Origin of the sequence: Streptomyces sp. NBC_00207, from assembly GCF_045160965.1 — a bacterium.
Taxonomy (GTDB): Bacteria; Actinomycetota; Actinomycetes; order Streptomycetales; family Streptomycetaceae; genus Streptomyces.
Genome location: NZ_CP130715.1, coordinates 6207916 through 6223742 on the forward strand (window position 1 = coordinate 6207916; position 15827 = coordinate 6223742).

19 protein-coding genes and 2 pseudogenes are annotated in these 15827 nt (G+C 67.9%); 12 read left to right on the plus strand and 9 right to left on the minus strand.

The window, feature by feature from the left end; translation table 11 throughout:
• Positions 1-9 precede the first annotated feature (9 nt).
• A complete protein-coding gene (gene ligD, locus OG472_RS29495; RefSeq protein ID WP_401611819.1) occupies positions 10-906 on the plus strand; it encodes a non-homologous end-joining DNA ligase in 897 nt (298 codons plus the stop codon).
• A complete protein-coding gene (locus OG472_RS29500) occupies positions 906-1820 on the plus strand; it encodes an ATP-dependent DNA ligase (protein ID WP_401612174.1) in 915 nt (304 codons plus the stop codon). Before ligD ends, OG472_RS29500 begins: the two co-directional genes overlap by 1 nt.
• Before the next feature lie 81 nt (positions 1821-1901).
• On the opposite strand, the gene OG472_RS29505 is transcribed toward OG472_RS29500, so the two are convergent.
• On the minus strand, positions 1902-2297 hold the full coding sequence (locus OG472_RS29505) for a DUF6479 family protein (RefSeq protein WP_401611821.1): 396 nt from the start codon (positions 2295-2297) through the stop codon (positions 1902-1904).
• 131 nt (positions 2298-2428) lie between these two features.
• The gene (locus tag OG472_RS29510) at positions 2429-3412 is read right to left on the minus strand and encodes an XdhC family protein (protein ID WP_405942222.1); all 984 of its coding nucleotides are present in this window, start codon (positions 3410-3412) and stop codon (positions 2429-2431) included.
• Positions 3413-3844: 432 nt separating this feature from the next.
• On the opposite strand from OG472_RS29510, the gene OG472_RS29515 reads away from it, so the two are divergent.
• The 4 genes from OG472_RS29515 (at position 3845) to OG472_RS29530 (ending at position 6909) form a co-directional block, all read left to right on the plus strand.
• Complete coding sequence (locus OG472_RS29515) at positions 3845-4177, plus strand: hypothetical protein (protein ID WP_401611826.1); 333 nt, start codon at positions 3845-3847, stop codon at positions 4175-4177.
• A gap of 18 nt (positions 4178-4195) precedes the next feature.
• A complete protein-coding gene (locus OG472_RS29520) occupies positions 4196-5044 on the plus strand; it encodes an ABC transporter ATP-binding protein (RefSeq protein WP_405942223.1) in 849 nt (282 codons plus the stop codon).
• 70 nt (positions 5045-5114) lie between these two features.
• Positions 5115-6344: a hypothetical protein gene (locus OG472_RS29525; RefSeq protein WP_401611831.1), complete on the plus strand. Its 1230-nt coding sequence runs from the start codon at positions 5115-5117 to the stop codon at positions 6342-6344.
• Positions 6334-6909: a hypothetical protein gene (locus OG472_RS29530; protein WP_401611834.1), complete on the plus strand. Its 576-nt coding sequence runs from the start codon at positions 6334-6336 to the stop codon at positions 6907-6909. Before OG472_RS29525 ends, OG472_RS29530 begins: the two co-directional genes overlap by 11 nt.
• A 227-nt stretch (positions 6910-7136) precedes the next feature.
• Here the strand turns inward: OG472_RS29530 and OG472_RS29535 are convergent, their stop codons facing one another.
• From OG472_RS29535 to OG472_RS29545, 3 genes and pseudogenes are all read right to left on the minus strand, one after another.
• The gene (locus tag OG472_RS29535) at positions 7137-7529 is read right to left on the minus strand and encodes a DUF6188 family protein (protein ID WP_401611836.1); all 393 of its coding nucleotides are present in this window, start codon (positions 7527-7529) and stop codon (positions 7137-7139) included.
• Between the two features lie 145 nt (positions 7530-7674).
• A pseudogene (locus OG472_RS29540) lies at positions 7675-7765 on the minus strand (hypothetical protein); the annotation flags it as partial.
• A gap of 15 nt (positions 7766-7780) precedes the next feature.
• Positions 7781-7921 (minus strand): hypothetical protein, encoded by a 141-nt coding sequence (locus tag OG472_RS29545; RefSeq protein WP_405942224.1) that lies wholly within the window; start codon positions 7919-7921, stop codon positions 7781-7783.
• Positions 7922-8217: 296 nt separating this feature from the next.
• On the opposite strand from OG472_RS29545, the gene OG472_RS29550 reads away from it, so the two are divergent.
• From OG472_RS29550 to OG472_RS29565, 4 genes are all read left to right on the plus strand, one after another.
• Entirely contained in the window at positions 8218-9354 is a 1137-nt protein-coding gene (locus OG472_RS29550) for a phospholipase effector Tle1 domain-containing protein (RefSeq protein WP_405942225.1), read from the plus strand.
• Positions 9355-9356: 2 nt separating this feature from the next.
• On the plus strand, positions 9357-9773 hold the full coding sequence (locus OG472_RS29555) for a hypothetical protein (RefSeq protein ID WP_405831996.1): 417 nt from the start codon (positions 9357-9359) through the stop codon (positions 9771-9773).
• Positions 9774-10376: 603 nt separating this feature from the next.
• Positions 10377-10580 (plus strand): hypothetical protein, encoded by a 204-nt coding sequence (locus OG472_RS29560; protein ID WP_405942226.1) that lies wholly within the window; start codon positions 10377-10379, stop codon positions 10578-10580.
• Positions 10581-11312: 732 nt separating this feature from the next.
• Positions 11313-11495 carry a hypothetical protein gene (locus OG472_RS29565; RefSeq protein ID WP_405942227.1) on the plus strand — a complete coding sequence of 61 codons (183 nt, stop codon included), beginning with the start codon at positions 11313-11315 and terminating at the stop codon, positions 11493-11495.
• Positions 11496-11968: 473 nt separating this feature from the next.
• Here the strand turns inward: OG472_RS29565 and OG472_RS29570 are convergent.
• Positions 11969-12418 (minus strand): annotated as a pseudogene (locus tag OG472_RS29570) (IS5 family transposase); the annotation flags it as partial.
• A 26-nt stretch (positions 12419-12444) separates the two neighbouring features.
• The gene (locus OG472_RS29575; protein WP_327264455.1) at positions 12445-12954 is read right to left on the minus strand and encodes an HNH endonuclease; all 510 of its coding nucleotides are present in this window, start codon (positions 12952-12954) and stop codon (positions 12445-12447) included.
• Between the two features lie 589 nt (positions 12955-13543).
• Here OG472_RS29575 and OG472_RS29580 point away from each other — a divergent pair.
• Together OG472_RS29580 and OG472_RS29585 are read left to right on the plus strand one after the other, a co-directional pair.
• Positions 13544-13981, plus strand: a complete 438-nt coding sequence (locus tag OG472_RS29580; protein WP_405942228.1) for a GntR family transcriptional regulator — start codon at positions 13544-13546, stop codon at positions 13979-13981.
• A 26-nt stretch (positions 13982-14007) separates the two neighbouring features.
• Complete coding sequence (locus OG472_RS29585; RefSeq protein ID WP_405942229.1) at positions 14008-14571, plus strand: HD domain-containing protein; 564 nt, start codon at positions 14008-14010, stop codon at positions 14569-14571.
• Here OG472_RS29585 and OG472_RS29590 read toward each other — a convergent pair.
• The gene (locus OG472_RS29590) at positions 14564-15037 is read right to left on the minus strand and encodes an NUDIX domain-containing protein (protein WP_405942230.1); all 474 of its coding nucleotides are present in this window, start codon (positions 15035-15037) and stop codon (positions 14564-14566) included. The two genes, OG472_RS29585 and OG472_RS29590, sit on opposite strands and share 8 nt — an antisense overlap.
• Positions 15038-15039: 2 nt before the next feature.
• Positions 15040-15780, minus strand: coding sequence for a helix-turn-helix domain-containing protein (locus tag OG472_RS29595; RefSeq protein ID WP_405942231.1), 741 nt, complete (start codon positions 15778-15780; stop codon positions 15040-15042).
• Between the last annotated feature and the right edge of the window lie 47 nt (positions 15781-15827).

Here is a 15827-nt window from a genome sequence, read left to right on the forward strand (position 1 = left end):
TCTCATCGTATGACGCCGATCACCATGGTGGAGGGCCGTCGCATCGCGCTCAGCAATCTCGACAAGGTCCTGTACCCGGAGACCGGCTTCACGAAGGGCGAGGTGCTCCACTACTACGCCACCGTCGCGGGCCCGCTTCTCGCCCACGTCCACAACCGGCCGGTGTCCTTCCTGCGCTATCCCGACGGACCGGACGGCCAGCTCTTCTTCACCAAGAATCCGCCGCCCGGCACACCCACCTGGGTGAAGACGACCCCCGTGCCCCGCTCCGACGACCTGTCCGCCGAGCAGGTGGTCATCGCCGACCTGCCCTCCCTCATGTGGGCCGCCAACCTCGTCGTGGAGCTCCACACCCCCCAGTGGCCCGTCGGCAGCCCCGCCGTCGCCGACCGGATGGTCCTCGACCTCGACCCCGGCGCGCCCGCCACCGTCGTCGAGTGCTGCGCCGCCGCGCTCTGGCTGCGCGAACGGCTCGCCGCCGACGGCCTGCACGCCTACGCCAAGACCTCCGGCTCCAAGGGCATGCACCTGGCCGTGCCGCTGGAGCCGACCCCGTCCGCGCAGGTGTCGGCGTACGCGAAGCAGCTCGCCCAGGAGGCCGAGCGCGAGCTCCCCGACCTGGTCGTGCACCGCATGGCCAAGGCCCTGCGCCCCGGCAAGATCTTCGTCGACCACAGCCAGAACGCCGCCGCCAAGACCACCGCCGCCCCCTACACCCTGCGCGCGCGGGCCCGGCCGACCGTGTCCGCGCCCGTGTCCTGGGACGAGGTCGAGGCCTGCCGGACCCCCTCCGGGCTGGTCTTCCTCGCCGACGACATCGCGCCGCGGCTGGAACGCGACGGGGACCTGTTCGCCCCGCTGACCGACCCGGAGCGGGCCGGGAGACTGCCCGGGGGCCGGCCGTGATCCGCGTCGCGCTGGCCGCCGCCGTACGCACCCTGCCGCGCGCGGCGGGACTGGCGTACGAGCCGAAGTTCGACGGCCACCGGCTGGTGATCGTGCGCACGGCCGAGGACGTCGTCCTCCAGGCGCGCTCCGGCCGCATCGTGACCAGCGCCTTCCCCGACCTGGCCGCGGCCGCGCTGCTGTTGCCCGCCGCGACGGTCCTCGACGGCGAGGTGGTGGTCTGGCACGCCGGCCGCACGGATTTCGCCCTCGTCCAGCGGCGGGCTGCCGCCACGCCCGCGCGGGCCGCCGTACTCGCCCAGAGCCTGCCGGCCTCGTACGCCGCCTTCGACGTGCTGGAACTGGCCGGGCTCGACCTGCGCGCCCGCCCGTACGAGCGCCGCCGGGCACTTCTCGTCGACCTGCTCATGCCGCTCGGGCCGCCGCTGCAGCCCGTGCCGATGACGACCGACCCGGAACTGGCCGCCACCTGGTACGAGACCCTGCCCGCCAGCGGGATCGAGGGCCTCGTCGTCAAACGGCTGGACCAGGCCTACCCGGCCGGACGGCGCGGCTGGCAGAAGCTCCGGCACACGGACGTCCGGGACGCGGCGGTGGTCGGCTACACCGGGACCCCGCGCCGGCCGCTCGCCCTGGTCCTCGTCCTGCCGGTCGGGGACGAGACCCCGCTGGTGTCGAGCCCGCTGACGGCGGCGCTGCGCGCGGAGGTGGCGGCGGAGGTGGCCTCGCGCACGGCGACGGGCACGACCACGGCCACGACCACGGCAACTGCCCGTCCTCTCGCCACAGTCACGGCGATCGGCCTCGGGGAGGTCCCCTTCCGGCCGCTCGACCCGCCGCTCACGGCGGAGGTCCGGCATACCTCGACCCGGCACCCGCCCCCGGAAGTGCTCCGGCTGCGCTCAGACCTCTGACCCGCGCTTCCCGCGCGGGTCAGAGGTCTGCCGGGTGGCCGGTCGCCGGTTGCCGGGTCAGGCGTGCGCTCCACTGCCGGCTCAGGCGTGCGCTCCACGCCCCGCGTCCGGGGGAGACCCCGGCTGCGGGTGCGGGCCCGGCCCCTCGGGCTGCTCGTACCCGGCCTCGCGCTCCTTCCGGACGTCCTCCGGATGACTGGAGGTCGTGGAGCCGAAGTTTCCGTAGCCCTGCATTTCGTGCGGCCTCAGGCCACCCTCGGGGATCTCCACCGGATCCCGCTCCTCACGGACCTCGTAGACCGCCCCGCCGTTGGGCAGGTGCGGCTGTTCCTCCGTGGTGGGCGGCGGCGGTTCCTTCGCCCGCACCCGCTGGCCCAGCTTGAATCCGCCGAGCAGCAGGGCGACGACGACCAGCCCGACGAACAGGAACCACGCGATGTTGAGGAGGATCGCGTCCACGCTCAGGATCGTGTCCATGCTGCCCAGTTTCGCTCACTTCATCCAGATCCGCGCACTTCCGCCCCGGATGCCGTACGGCATCCGGGGCGGAAGAGGCGGTCCCAGGCCCGGACCCGAGGGCGGATCCGGAGGCGGATCCCGGAGTGGCCCTACGGGTTGATGGGCCCGTCGGCATCCCGCAGCGCCCCCGCCTTGCGGGCCCCCAGCACGCCCAGGATCTCGGCGCAGATCGCCAGCGCGGTCTCGGCCGGGGTACGGGCGCCGAGGTCCAGGCCGATCGGCCCGTGCACGCGGGCCAGCTGGGCCTCGCTCACCCCCGCGGAGACCAGCCCCTCCCGCCGCCGCGCCGTCGTGCGCCGGGACCCGAGCGCCCCGATGTACGGAACCTCCGCGGCCAGCGCGGCCCGCAGCGTCGGCACGTCGAACTCCTCGTCGTGGCTCAGCATGACCACGCACGCCGCATCCCGGCGCGCCTCGATCAGCTCGGCGGCCTCCTCCCGGCCGGTGACCAGCGCGGCCTCCCAGCCCAGCAGCAGCGCCTGCCGCTCGATGATCTCGGCCAGCTCGCCGTTGCCGCCGATGACCACGTACGGGGCCGACGGGTGCGCCTCGACCAGCACCAGCCCGGACTGCCCGTACAGCGCGTCCCGCCCGGGCCGCCGGACGGCCAGCAGCTCGCCGGCCCGCCGCCCGGCGTCGTCGTGCGGTACGTCGGTGGCCCGTACGACCTCACTGGAGGCATGGTCGGCGGCCTCGTTCAGCCGGGTCACCAACGCCACCCCGACCCCCTCACCGAGCAGCTCCCACCACTCGGCCGGGATCGCCGAGAGCGGCTGGAGCAGCACCTCGGCCTGCCCGCCGCAGGTCAGCTTCGCCTCCACGGCCTCGGCCAGCCGCACGGACACCTCGCACACCCGCGCGGTGTCCCCGGGCCGCATGGCCCCGGCCTCGGCGATCAGCTCGGCGTCGAAGACCCCCCGGTACAGGGCGCCGACGCACTCCCCCCGCGCATCCACGAGCACGGCCCCGGCCGGATCCCGCGGCCCGAAACCCTGCTCGGTCACGGGCCGGGCCAGATACCCCGCCCGCCCCTCGGCCATCCACTGCCGCGCCGTCTCCACCAGCTCACGCATCTGCGCCGCCCCATCCACTCCGAGCTCACTCCCCGCAAAGCGCCAGGTCAACGGCACAATGCGGCCTGAGAACCACCCTAAGCACGCCCCTCACCCCTACCCACCCCCCAAACCCACAGACCCCGCCCCACCTCCCTCGTACAGACCACCGGAACCCTCCAGGTCCGCACCGGCCCGGTGGCGGGTGCCGCGACGTCCGCCCTTCCGTTGACGCTCGTGTCACCCGTTCGGGGCCGATCGGGGCTTTGGCGTCCCATCCGGGCTAAACGGCTACATACCGCATGGCATGCTCGGGCGTCCCGAAACCCCTGCTCCGAAAGGTGTGTTCATGCTCCGCACCACCCCTCGAACGGCTGCCCTGACCGCCGGCGGGGTCCTCCTCGTCACGGTCACGGCGGGTACCGCGTCAGCCGTGGGCTGGGGGGCATCACCGTGTCCTACGACGGCAAGCCCCGCGCGACGGCGTACGGAGACTTCCGCAACGACCGGCACATCAATGCGAAGAACAAGGTCATGTCGAAGGACCTCGCTGCGGACGGGAACACGGTCTACACGACGGGGAATTGGTACTTCGAGAACGGTGCCGAGGTCCACCAGCTGAACACGCCCGAGCACAACCACACGTATTACGTCACCCACTACTTGAAGCATCCACTCGAAGCCACGGCGAAATCCGTCCGAGGCGGCACCCGGGCCTGCGTGCAGCTCGGCTGGCCGGTTCCCGATACCTGTTCGGCACAGGCACTCCCCTCGTTCGACTACTGAGACACCGAGGACATCTCGATGATCAACCCTCCTCGGCGTGGAGACGGGACGCCGGATGAAGCCGATCCTGTCCCCGACTCCCGCGACGGTGCGCCGCAGCTCGATGTCCGCGCTCTCGTGGTCCGCTACGGGACCAGGACCGCCCTCGACATCCCGGACCTCTCCTTGTACTCCGGCATCACCGCCCTCACCGGCTCCAACGGGTCGGGCAAGACAACCTTCCTCAAGGCCTGCGCACTCCTCCTGCGACCGACGTCCGGGTCGGTGTCCCTCGGCGACCGGGGACCGGACCGCCGCACGAGCCTCCGCCGTCACCGCGAGGCCGTCGGATATCTCCCCCAAGCCCCCGACTTCCCGGGCCATTTCACCGTCCGTGAAGCGGTGACCTATGCGGCGTGGCTGCGCGGTGTGCCCCGAAGCCGGCGCGCGCAGGCCATCCAGCACGTGGTCGAGGACCTGAACCTCACCGACGTCGCAGACGCTTGTCTGCGCAGCCTCTCCGGAGGCAACCGCCAGCGCGCCCACATCGCCCAGGCAGTGGTCCACGAACCCGCAGTCCTCCTCCTCGACGAGCCCACGACCGGCATCGACGTGGAACACCGCATCGAGCTGCGCACGTACCTGGCCCGCATGGGCCGCACCCGCTGTGTCGTCCTGAGCACGCACCACACGGAGGACATCGAGCTGTTGGCCGACCGGATCGTCTCACTGCGTGAGGGCCGGATCGTCTTCGACGGCACCCCCACGGAACTCATGGCCCGGGCCGACACGGGCGCCAGCACTGCGACGGCCCGCTCGGTGGAACGGGCCCTGCGCAACCTGAGCGGCGGCGGCTCGGCCGAGGGCGCTGAGGATGGTGGCCGTTGAACTGCGTCGCTGTCACGGGGAGTCGCCCTGCGGAACAGACCGTGCTCGACCGCGTCGGCGGAGGTGCCCGATGACCACCAGTGCTCTCCTCCTTCACATGCGCCGGTCGCTCGGCCGCACCGCCTTCCCCTTCTTCCTCCTCCTCGTGGTCCTCAACACCCTCCTGCGCCCGATGGCCTGGCGGTACGAGCCCATGTGGGCGGTGTATCAGTACAACTTCACCGTGATGCTGCTCGGCCCGCTGCTTGCGGGCGTGGCCGCCTGGGAAGGCCATCGACTCTCCCGAGCCGACGCCTTCCTCTCCGCTCACCACCGCCCCCTTGCGATGTTGGCGGCAGCTTGGGCGGCGCTACTCGCCTGGTCCTGCGGGGCCTTCCTCCTCGGGCTGGCCCTGGTCCTCGGACGGGTCGCATGGGGCGGCACCCCACCCACCCTCGGCCTCCCCGAACTCCTCACCCCTCTGCCCGCGCTCGCCCTCCTCGGACTCGCCTGCGCCGTCGGCCTCACGGCAGGCTGGCTTGGTGGTGACGGCGGCAAGGTGGCGGCTCCGATGGTGGCGATCGTCGTGTTCCTCGCCTTCCTCCTGCTGTACGCCGGCGACCTGTCCGAGTTCGTGATGGTCGGCGGAGCCACCAGCTCGCTCGTCGGGCTGCGGCCCAAGGCCGACACCCAGACATCCCAGATCGTGTTCTACGCGGCCGCCACTCTCCTCGCGCTCCTCGTCGGGGCTTGGAGCGCCGCCCGCCACCGGCTACGCCCGCGTCACTTCCTGGCCGCAGCCGCCACCGCCGTGCTGTGCGCAGGCTCGGCCGGCCACCTCGCTTCGGCCGACCCTCTGTACCTCGAAGCCCGCCCCGGGGATGTCCGCTGCCACGGCACCCACCCCGAGATCTGTCTCGGCCGCGGCTACAGCTCGTACGAGCCCCACCTCCGCGCCGGCCTCACCCCCCTGGTGCAGGCCATGGCGCAACTGAACCTCCCCGCCCCGGCCTCATTCCGCCAGGACGCCCTGCGCAGTACGACGAACACCGGTCAGCTCTCCCCGGACACCGTCACGGGCGACCGCGAACTCCTGCTCGACATGTTCCTGGGCACCTACTACGGCTCCGACTGCGCCATCGAGCCCGGCAGCGTCATGGAACGCAATCACGTCAACGCCCGGTACTGGCTCGCCGAAGCCGTGGGCGTTCCCCCGTATGAGGACCCGGCCCTGGACCGCCGGCTCACCTCCGGTACCACCCCCGAGCGGATCTCCGTAGCGCGCGCCGCCTTCCAGGGCCTGGTCGCCTGTGACGGCTAGCCTCCTCTACGTCCGCCGCTGGTGCCTGGGCCGTCAGATGCTCGTGGCCGTCCTGTGCGCGCTGCTCTGGGTCGCGACCCCGCTGCGCCTGTACGACGTACCGGCCCGAGACGGCGTACAAGGCGCCCTCTGGCCGATGGTCCCAGCCCTCTACGCGGCCTTCCTGCCCTCCGTCCTCGCCACTGCGGCCGAGGTACAGGAACGCATCACCCCGACGGCCGCCCGCCTCCGGGCGACGACCACAGCAGTGGTCCTCGCCCTCGCAGCGGTCCTCGCCCTCACCGGCGCAACCAACGACCCGGCCGTCGCCTTCCGGAACACACTCCTCCTGACCGGGCTGGCCTTCTGCGGCTCCTGTCTCCTCCCGCCGGCAGCAGCCTGGACGCCCCCGGTGGCCATTCCGATGATCATGTGGCTGATCGGCACCAAACCCCAGGCCCACGTGGAACCCTGGTCCCTCCTCCTGCTCCCGGGCACGGTTTCGTATGCGTGGATCATCACCGTGCTCATCACGACAACGGCCCTGACGACGTACCTCCTCCGAGGCCCCTGCCATCGCGGGTGAACTCACGCCCCGCCCTCGCGAAACGGCTCGACCCGGCTGCCCGAGGAGCGATAGGCGGCCCTGAGGGCCCGCAACCATCATGGGTTGCAGGCCCTCCGTGGGTTTGTCAGTCAACGAGGTAGCGGGTGCCCGTTTCAGTGCGTACCGGCGGAAGACGGCAGCGGTGGCGCGGCGGGCGCCTCGGTGGTGGGCGCCGGCTCTGTCCCACCGGCCAAGACGTAGCGCTCCTAGTCCTCCGCCCCGAGAGTCTCCATGGCGCTGACCCCCTGACGGCGCGACCAGCGGAACACTCCGGGCTTCCGCAGGGACGCCTCCATTCCGGGTTCCGCGCCCCGTACGTTCAGGTGATGGCCCGTGCTGAACACCAGGCGCAGAGAGCCGGACTTGAAGACGATCGCCGACAGGACGACGGCACCGCCGAGTCGGCCCCACTCTTCACCGGCAACCGCTACGGCCCCCGGAGCGGTTGCCGGCCCGTCCGTCAGGAGTGCGGGGCCGGCGACCGTGAGCACCACCTGGCCGGCGAACGTCACGGAGAGGGCCGCCTCCGTACGGGAGACGGCCAGCACCGGGCTGCCCCGCAGCCCGATGCGCCAGCGGTCGCCGAGGTCCTCGATCACGACCGGCCCGGGAGGTCGATGAGCATGTCCGGGTTCCTGTTGCCGCCGATTCCGCGCCGCGCTGCCTGGTCCTTCACCTTGTGGATCGCACCCTTCACCTGCTTCACGGAAAGGCCGGCCGCCTTCGCGATGGCGGCCGGCCTGCTGCACAGTCCATTGGAATTGTGGACCAGAACCGGCGTGACACCCGCGAGCACGTAGTACATGTGCAGGTCGTTGACCGTCAGGTTGTACGCGCCCTGGAGTTCGGTCTATCCGCCGCCCTCCACCATCAGCCGCTCCATGCCGCGGGCTCCGAGGTCATCCAACAAGGCACCGAAGTCGATGGTCGGGCCCGTGGAGACCAGGTCCGCCAGACCGGCGAGCCGCTCGCGGAGCTTCTCACCGGCCACGAGGAGCTGAACAACGCGAAGATTGCGAAGGCGATGGGCTGGGGCGAACTGCAGCGAGGGAGAGGAACAGCCAGCACTACTGAGTCTCGCTGCGTGATGCCGCCGCCGCAGCACGCGCAGATTCCGACTTCACGTCCATCTCGATTCAAAGATCGTCAGTAGGTCCCTCGACGAGTACGCCGTCGGTGGCATGGGTAGCTCGGAACGAGCGCTGGCCGGCCTGTCACCGTTGGCCGTATAGCTGTCTCAGTTGTCCGTGGGCAGACCTGCTGCCGCTTGCAACCCTCGGAGACTCGATGAAACGTCTGGCTGTCTACATCGACGGCACATGGAACATTCCCCACAGCAACACGAATATCTGGCGGATGAACCTACTCACCGCACTGCACGAAACCGAGACGACACAACTAGCCTTCTACCACCAAGGGATCGGACGGGACGTCAGCGACCGCCTGCGTGGCGCCTTCGGTAAAGGGATCAACGGTAGTGTGCGCAACTGCTATTCGTGGATCATGGAAAACTACTGCCCTGGTGACCAGTTATTCATTTTCGGCTTCAGTAGAGGCGCCTACATTGCACGCTCGCTGACGGGGTTCATCGAACGCTGCGGCCTGTTGCGTCCTGGAACTCCTTTGACCGTGCGAGAGCTCTTCGAGCGCTACCGCACGGTTCCCGCATCCAAGTCCATCTCGGACCCGGAGGGGCGTGAAGAGCAGTGGCCGATCCATCGTGACACGGACTTGAAGCGTCATTCCCAGAAGGTTCAGATCGATTTCCTGGGCGTGTGGGACACGGTGCGCTACCACGACCTTCCCCTGGGGTCGGTCCGGGGACTCAGCCGCAGCCAGAACCTTTTCCATGCTGTGCATCCCGGTTTGGCAACTCGGAGGGTTTACCAGGCGCTCGCCGTGGATGAGCACCGGTTCGCCTACCGGCATGAACTCCTATTCCCCCACGCCGCCGACTGCGCCGTAGCCGTGCCCGTAGTGGAGCAGCGATGGTTCCCCGGCGACCACGCCAACGTCGGGGGCGGCCACAAGAACGATGCTCTGGCCCTACTCTCCCTCGCATGGATGCAGGAGAGTGCTGCTGCTTGCGGTCTGGAATTCAAAGAGCGGGTTGTGCTGCACGGTGATGAGCATCTAGGGCCCGTGCACGACAGCTTCAGTTCGTTCCTTGGTGGCGCCTATCGGGCCCTGCCGCGAAACAGGCGGCACTGGCGGGAGATTGGGAGTACCGAAAACGTTGGGTCGCCAGCCCCTGCTCAACTGGTGAGTGAAGTCGTAGATGCCAGTGTGTTTGATCGCTGGCGACAAGACCCGGAATACCGACCAAGGAACATCGCCGAGTGGGGTAGTCGCCGAGGTCTGGCGGTCGGCGAACTGCAGGGCACTCAGAATGCCCACTTGCTTGGGCTCAAGGCGGGCGACTGAGGGTGCTCTTCGTCATCGTCATGACTGGGTGCGATGGCAAGCAGACGACCACCACGAGCTCTGACGTCACCACGACGGTCGTGCAGGACAGCCAGTGGGTCACTGCTGCGATCTCGGCCGGCGCTGTTCTCATAAGCTCGGTGAGGCGACGGAGGCGGCGGATACCTTGGCCGCCACGCTCCTGTACGACGAGTGCTCCGCCGTGGTCCGCCGGCGCCCTGCCCGTCATCGAGGTCATGCCGGCCCCGGAGCTCCTGCAGAGGGCCAACGCGGTCTTCGAGGCTTACGGGGAGTGGGTGGCCGGCACTGCTGAAGCGCTGTCGAATCTGACGAGGCGACCGGATGCCGCGGGGCTGGATGGGACGCGCGAGCAGTTCTACGAGCGCGCCCGACGGGTGATCAGTGACGCGTCAGGCTGACGTGTGGCCCACACGCCCCCACACGGGAGCAGTGCGTAACAACGACAAAGGCCCGGACTCAAGCTGCTCTGCAGGCGCCGCCTTGCCGCGGCGCCTCGGCGTGCGGGTTGCTGTCGCCGGCGCCGGACGCGTTGTGCCGGTACGGCGCGTGCGGCGCCGCTCAGCCTCCAGCAGTGTGTCCATCGCATCGAGCGGTTCCTCTTGCTCGGCATGACGGGGCGTAGCCGTAACCCTTGCGGGGGAGCTGTGGACGACTGGGAGGCCGATTCTCAATTGAATGGCGAGAATTCGCCCTTCAGGTCGCCGAAGTTCTAATGGATCAAGCTCAGGGTTTCCTCAAATGAGTTCCCTGCGGCATGGTTGTTGCGTACATTCATCTCGTTCGAAGGTGCGGTTCCTGACCAGTCCCGCGTCGAGTTGATAGATGAATCGGGGAAATTTAATAATGAAGAACATTGCTTCGGGAATCCTGTCGGCAGTCCTTGCCGGAAGTATCATCATGGCGGGCGGGGTCGGTGTTGCACACGCCGACTCGGGTCCCCGGCCCGTGGTTCAGTCCGCTCAGGTGAACCCGCTTGATGAGGCCCCCGCTCCATGTGCATCATGTCCAAGAGCAAGCGGGACTGTGAGTACCTGATGACGCACACCAAGATGAACGACATGGTGAGGGAGTGTCTGCTCAAGGCCGCCATTGGCGGGGCGGGTGCCCTGATCATCGGGCGCTACGTGAGCAAGGATGTAGCGAAGGACCTAGCTGCGAAGACCGCTGGCGCGGGAGTCACCGCCTGTCTTGCATCCCTCGCCTAAGTTAGGACGGCCATGACCAAGATTGCATTCACTCTCCTCTGGGGCGCTGTGCTCGTCGCGGCAAACCGGGCTCTCCAGGACGCCACCTGGGCGCAATATTTGGTGACATTTATCCTGGGTGGAATCTACGCCCTGGCGCTCAGCAAGGTGAGAATTCTCCGAGGGGGAAATGTTTCTGAGGAGTCGAAGTGACTGAATTTCTTGGTCAACCGGACGGATTCTCCTTATAGGGATTCGGTAAGGGATTCTTGAATGTGTACCCCAGGTCGCCGAAGGGCTGGTCGACAGTACCCATCTCCCGAATCAAAGGCCTAAGCTTCACCCGCTCAGTAAGCGGAAGCCCCCGCCATCGAGGTCTGGCGGGGGCTTCCGCTTACCAGGATCTTGGGGGTGCACCTGATGACCCGCCGCCTCACGCAGCCGCGCCCGCTCTGCCGGAGACGGAAATTGCGGGTTGCCCTCTAGCCAGGCGCAGAACGGCAGGACGACAGCCTACGGCTGGGACGCGGCTGGCAACCTGCTCTCCACCACAGTGCCGACCACCCCGGCCATCACCGAGACCCGTACCTACGACCAAGCCGGTCGTATGGCCTCGATAACTGAAGGAGCGGGAACGCGTCAGTTCGTACGCGATGGCTCAGGCTGGCTGACGACGGAGACCTTCAAGGACGCGACGACCACCGGCCTGCCGAAGCGGTACGACTACGACGCAGCGGGCCGACTGACCGGGGCATGCAGCGACAGAGCCTCCTCCTCACCTGCCTCCCCGGTTCCACCGGCGAGCGCAACACCTTCGACAAGGTCGGCAACCGACTGTCATCGACGACGGGCGCCACGACGACGAACAACGTGTTCGACGCGGCAGACCAGATGACCAGCAGCACTACTGGCACTGCCCTCACGGATCTGACTTAGACGTCGCTTCTTTTGGGATGTCCATCTGTAAGGACTGGCGGTTTCGATGCTGGTGACACAAGATCGGGTTCTATGTCCCAGGCTGCATATGTGCAGAACACGGACCTTCTGCTCACGAGCCCGTTCGACCTCTGGAGGCGGCTCAGGAGCCTCCTCGAAGACCAGGGACTCGACCCGGCGACGACCGTGCTGGTCAACCTCTTCCCGGACGGGGGTGGCCATGAGTTCGGCCAGTGCATAGACGAGGACGGCCGTGTCTACTCGTTCGATCTTGTCTACAACCGAGAGATACCCAAGGCGGAGAACAGGGCTGTCCTTCGCAACTGGACCGACGTCACCGACACATGGCAGCGCCGTTCGTTCGCGGACGAGATCGCCAACGCCCTCATCTGGCGTCCACCATCGCGCAAAACCGCCCTGCCTGCCTGATCACAGGCAAGGTGTAACTTCGTGCTGCTCGGGCTCACTGTCTGAAGGCGGCGGTGGGAGATAAGAACCGCGGCTATGCCGACGAAGGCGAGGAAGTGTTCGGCTTTGCGTTCGTAGCGGCGGTGGAGCCGTCGGCAGCTGGCCAGCCAGGACACGGTTCTCTCGACCACCCAGCGGTGTCGGCCCAGCCGCTTCGAGGATTCGATGCCCTTGCGGGCGATGCGGTAACGGATGCCGCGTTCACGGAGCCAGCGGCGCAGGTGATCGTAGTCGTAGCCCTTGCCGCCGTGCAGTTTCGCCGGCTTCCGGCGCCGGGGGCCGCGGCGGAAGCGGATGCGCGGGATACCGCGGACGAGCGGCTCCAGGCCCTGACTGTCGTACATGTTCGCCCCAGAGATGCCCAGGGACAGGGGCAGTCCGTTCCGGTCGCAGATCAGGTGGATCTTCGATCCGAGTTTGCCGCGGTCGGTCGGATTCGGTCCCGTCAAAGGCCCCCCTTTGTCGCCCGCAGACTGAACCCCTATCCGGACAGCAGCGAAAGCACCGCCTTCCGAAGTTCTGTCTGCTGGCTATCTGTGAGGTGCAGAAGATCCTCGGCCAGGATGGCGGCTTGCCGTTTCATCTTCGCGGCGGCCCGTTCCTGGTATGGGCGGGCCAACTCCGCTACCTCGGACTGCACCCGTGCGACCAGCTTGAGTAGGCCTTCGTCCGTCAACGACAAGACGTATTCGGGGAAGGGAGGGTCGTCCCACCACTTCAGGTCGGAGTGACGGCGCTCCAGGCTTCGACGCCACTGAAGAGGCGTGCGATCACTCTTGCTGGCGTTACAGGGGCGGCAGGCGGGGACGAGATTGGTGATGTTGTTCGCCCCGCCCCACTCCAAGGGCTCCACGTGGTCGACGACCTCTGCCCGAGTTCCATCGCTGCTGCAGTACGTGCAGTAGCCCCCATTGGCGGAGAGAACGACACGACGAACCCAGGTCGGCAGACGCCTGGGCGAAGTGGGCATGCTGGGGAGGAACGAGCGCATCGGATCATGATGGCTGTTCATGCGGGCGGGTGAACAGGGTTCGGTCCTGGCGCTGCACCCACACGCTCCTCACACGCGACCAGTGCGTAACAACGACAAAGGCCCGGACTCAGTGGGACTGAGTTCGGGCCTTCATGCTTGGCACTTCAGCTGGTCAGCAGCGTGATCGCGCTGTCTCTGCTGGAGTGCCCCCGGCAGGATTCGAACCTGCGCACACGGCTCCGGAGTGATTGTCTGGTTGCAGCCTGGCACCCCCTCTGACCTGCGGCGGACCAAGGCAGGGTGCACACAGCAGCACGGAGTGTGTCGGAGGTGTGTCGCGAGGACCCGCAGGGGGCTGGGGGATGGCAAGTCCCCTTCGGTTCTAGCGCCCCGGAGAAGTCGGCCTCATACCGACGGGCTGTAACACCCCGGGGTGTTACAGCCCGCCCGACACCGGACAGCCCGGACACGTGCACTTCGACTTGTCCGGGCTGTTTATGCAGGTGAGAGTCGTAACCGGACAGCCGGACAGGTGGGACACTGGGTTGCCGACAGGGTAGGTGGAATCCTGGTGGGGGAGAGCCACGTCACTGGAAGGGGAGGCTGCGTGCCGCAGGCCAGTCCGCGGGGTACGTATTTGCAGATCTCGGAGTCTCTCCGAGCGAGGATCGCCGAGGGGCGGTACGCGGACGGGATGCCGTCCGAGGCCGAGATCGGGCGAGAGTTCGGGGTGGCCAGGACCACCGTGCGCAGGGCCCTGCGGGCCCTGGAAGAGTCTGGGGACGTCTCCACCGTCGCGGGCGTCGGTCGGAGTGTTCCCGGAGGCGCCGCGCAGGCACCGTACGAGCGGATCATGGCCGACCTGTTGAACCAGATCCGATCGGGAGCCCTGCCCGACGGGGCACGTCTGCCAAGTGAGGCCAAGCTTGCCGAGACCTACGGCGTGGCCAGGGGTACCGTGCGCCGCGCGGTCCGGGAACTGGAGACGGCCGGCCACGTACGGGCCCAGCACGGAGTAGGACGATTCGTCAGCGCTGCCACGTGAACCGAAACTATCGGGAGGCATGAAGTATGCAGTTGGCCAAGTGGGCTCATGACCTTGCTGAGTCGATGCTCGCCGAGAGCCTGCCGAACCGGTGGGCCCACTCCAAGCGTGTTTACTCGCAGGCCCTGACCCTGGCCCCGGCCCTGGGGGCGGATGCCGAACTCCTGGCGGCGGCTGCCATCGCGCATGACGTCGGCTACGCCCGAGCCGCGGTGGATACCGGACAGCACATGATCGACGGAGCCCGGTATCTGCGCGATGTCGCGGGGGCCGATCCGCGGCTGTGCAGTCTCGTGGCCTTCCATACGTCATCTCCGTGGGAGGCGTCTGAGCTTGGGCTGAGCGACGCCCTTGAGGAATTCGGCCCGGCGGAGCCGGACCTGGTGGACGCGATCACCTATTGCGACCTCACGAGTAGTCCGGTCGGTGCGCTCGTGGATCCCGCCGAGCGGTTGGCGGAAGTGCTGGACCGATACGGTCCTGAGCACGTTGTCTACCGGGCGGTGTCGGCGGCCCGGCCGGAGCTGCTGGCCAAGGTGGCTCGGGTACGGCAGCGCAGCACCGATGTGGAGCTGTCGAAGCTCAGCTGATCAGGGGGACGGGGGACTCCCGGAAACCCTGTTCGAGGCGCCGGCGCGTCGTGGGTGACACGTCGAGCGACTCGATCTCGGAGCGAGGGATCCAGCGAACCTCAAGGGATTCCGAACTCACCTTGATTTCGCCGCTGACTGGCCGGGCGCGGAAGCAGAGTGAGAACTCCTGTCGGACTTCACCGTCCGCGAACGCGATGACGTGCCCGGGGTCGGTGAAGATGCCGACCATGCCGACGACTTCAACCGTGATCCCGGTCTCTTCCAAGACCTCTCGGACTACCGTTCCGGCGATGTTCTCCCCGATCTCCTGGACACCCCCGGGCATGCCCCAGCGCCCGTTGTCCGATCGCCGCTCCATGAGCACGGCGCCGGAGTCGTTCACGACGAACGCCGTCACAGCGGGGACGATGCTGTTGGCCTCCGGCGCGGAAGGGTCGCTGAAGTAGTCGGTGCGGCGGCTCATGGTCACCTTTCCAAGGGAACGGCTTCGGTCCAAACCTTCTCGAAGCTCTGCTGATATGTCGATGCCAGCTCAGCGCCGGCCACTCGGCGCAGGTGAAGAACCGGCGTCATGGGCGCGCTTACCCCGTACACCTGTGTGTTCACCAACCACTCGTCATCCGACCTGTACAGCGAATTGTGCAGGGTCGACCGGTGGAGGCGGAATTCGATGCCGGGAACGGCGTACAGGGGGCGATAGAGCTTCATCACTTCCCGGACCTTGTAGGCGACGCCTTCCCCAATTTCCTCTTCTTTGCCACGGCGTTGGATCTCGGGGCTGTCAGGGTCTCCGAGGAGGATGCGTGCCCGGACTCCCTCACCCGCCTTCCGCTTGAGGAGCTGCGGCCATCGCGGATTCTCGGCGAGGAATACCCCGGCATGCACGAGTACGCCGATCTCCTGCTCGGCCCGTCCGAACATCTGGAGCCACAGCTCGGCTGGCACGTATGACCGGTGCGGGTAGACCTTCAGGACCTCGGCATCGGCGGCGTCCTGGCGCTGGCCGTCCGGCAGGCCGTCTGGCCACAGGTACGACTCGTCCTCGCGGAGTATCGCCGCGATGGTCAGACGATGCCGGCGGTACGGCGCCCGACCCTTCGTAATCCAGCGCTCAACGGTCTTTGGATCTACCCCGACCTGCTCAGCGAGGGCTTCCACGGCCATGCCTTGGGTCAGCATCGCCGACCGCAACCGCTCGTTCGCCATCCGACCCCCAGGGACGTCCAGGGACGTACTCGCCCTCCGCAACGCTA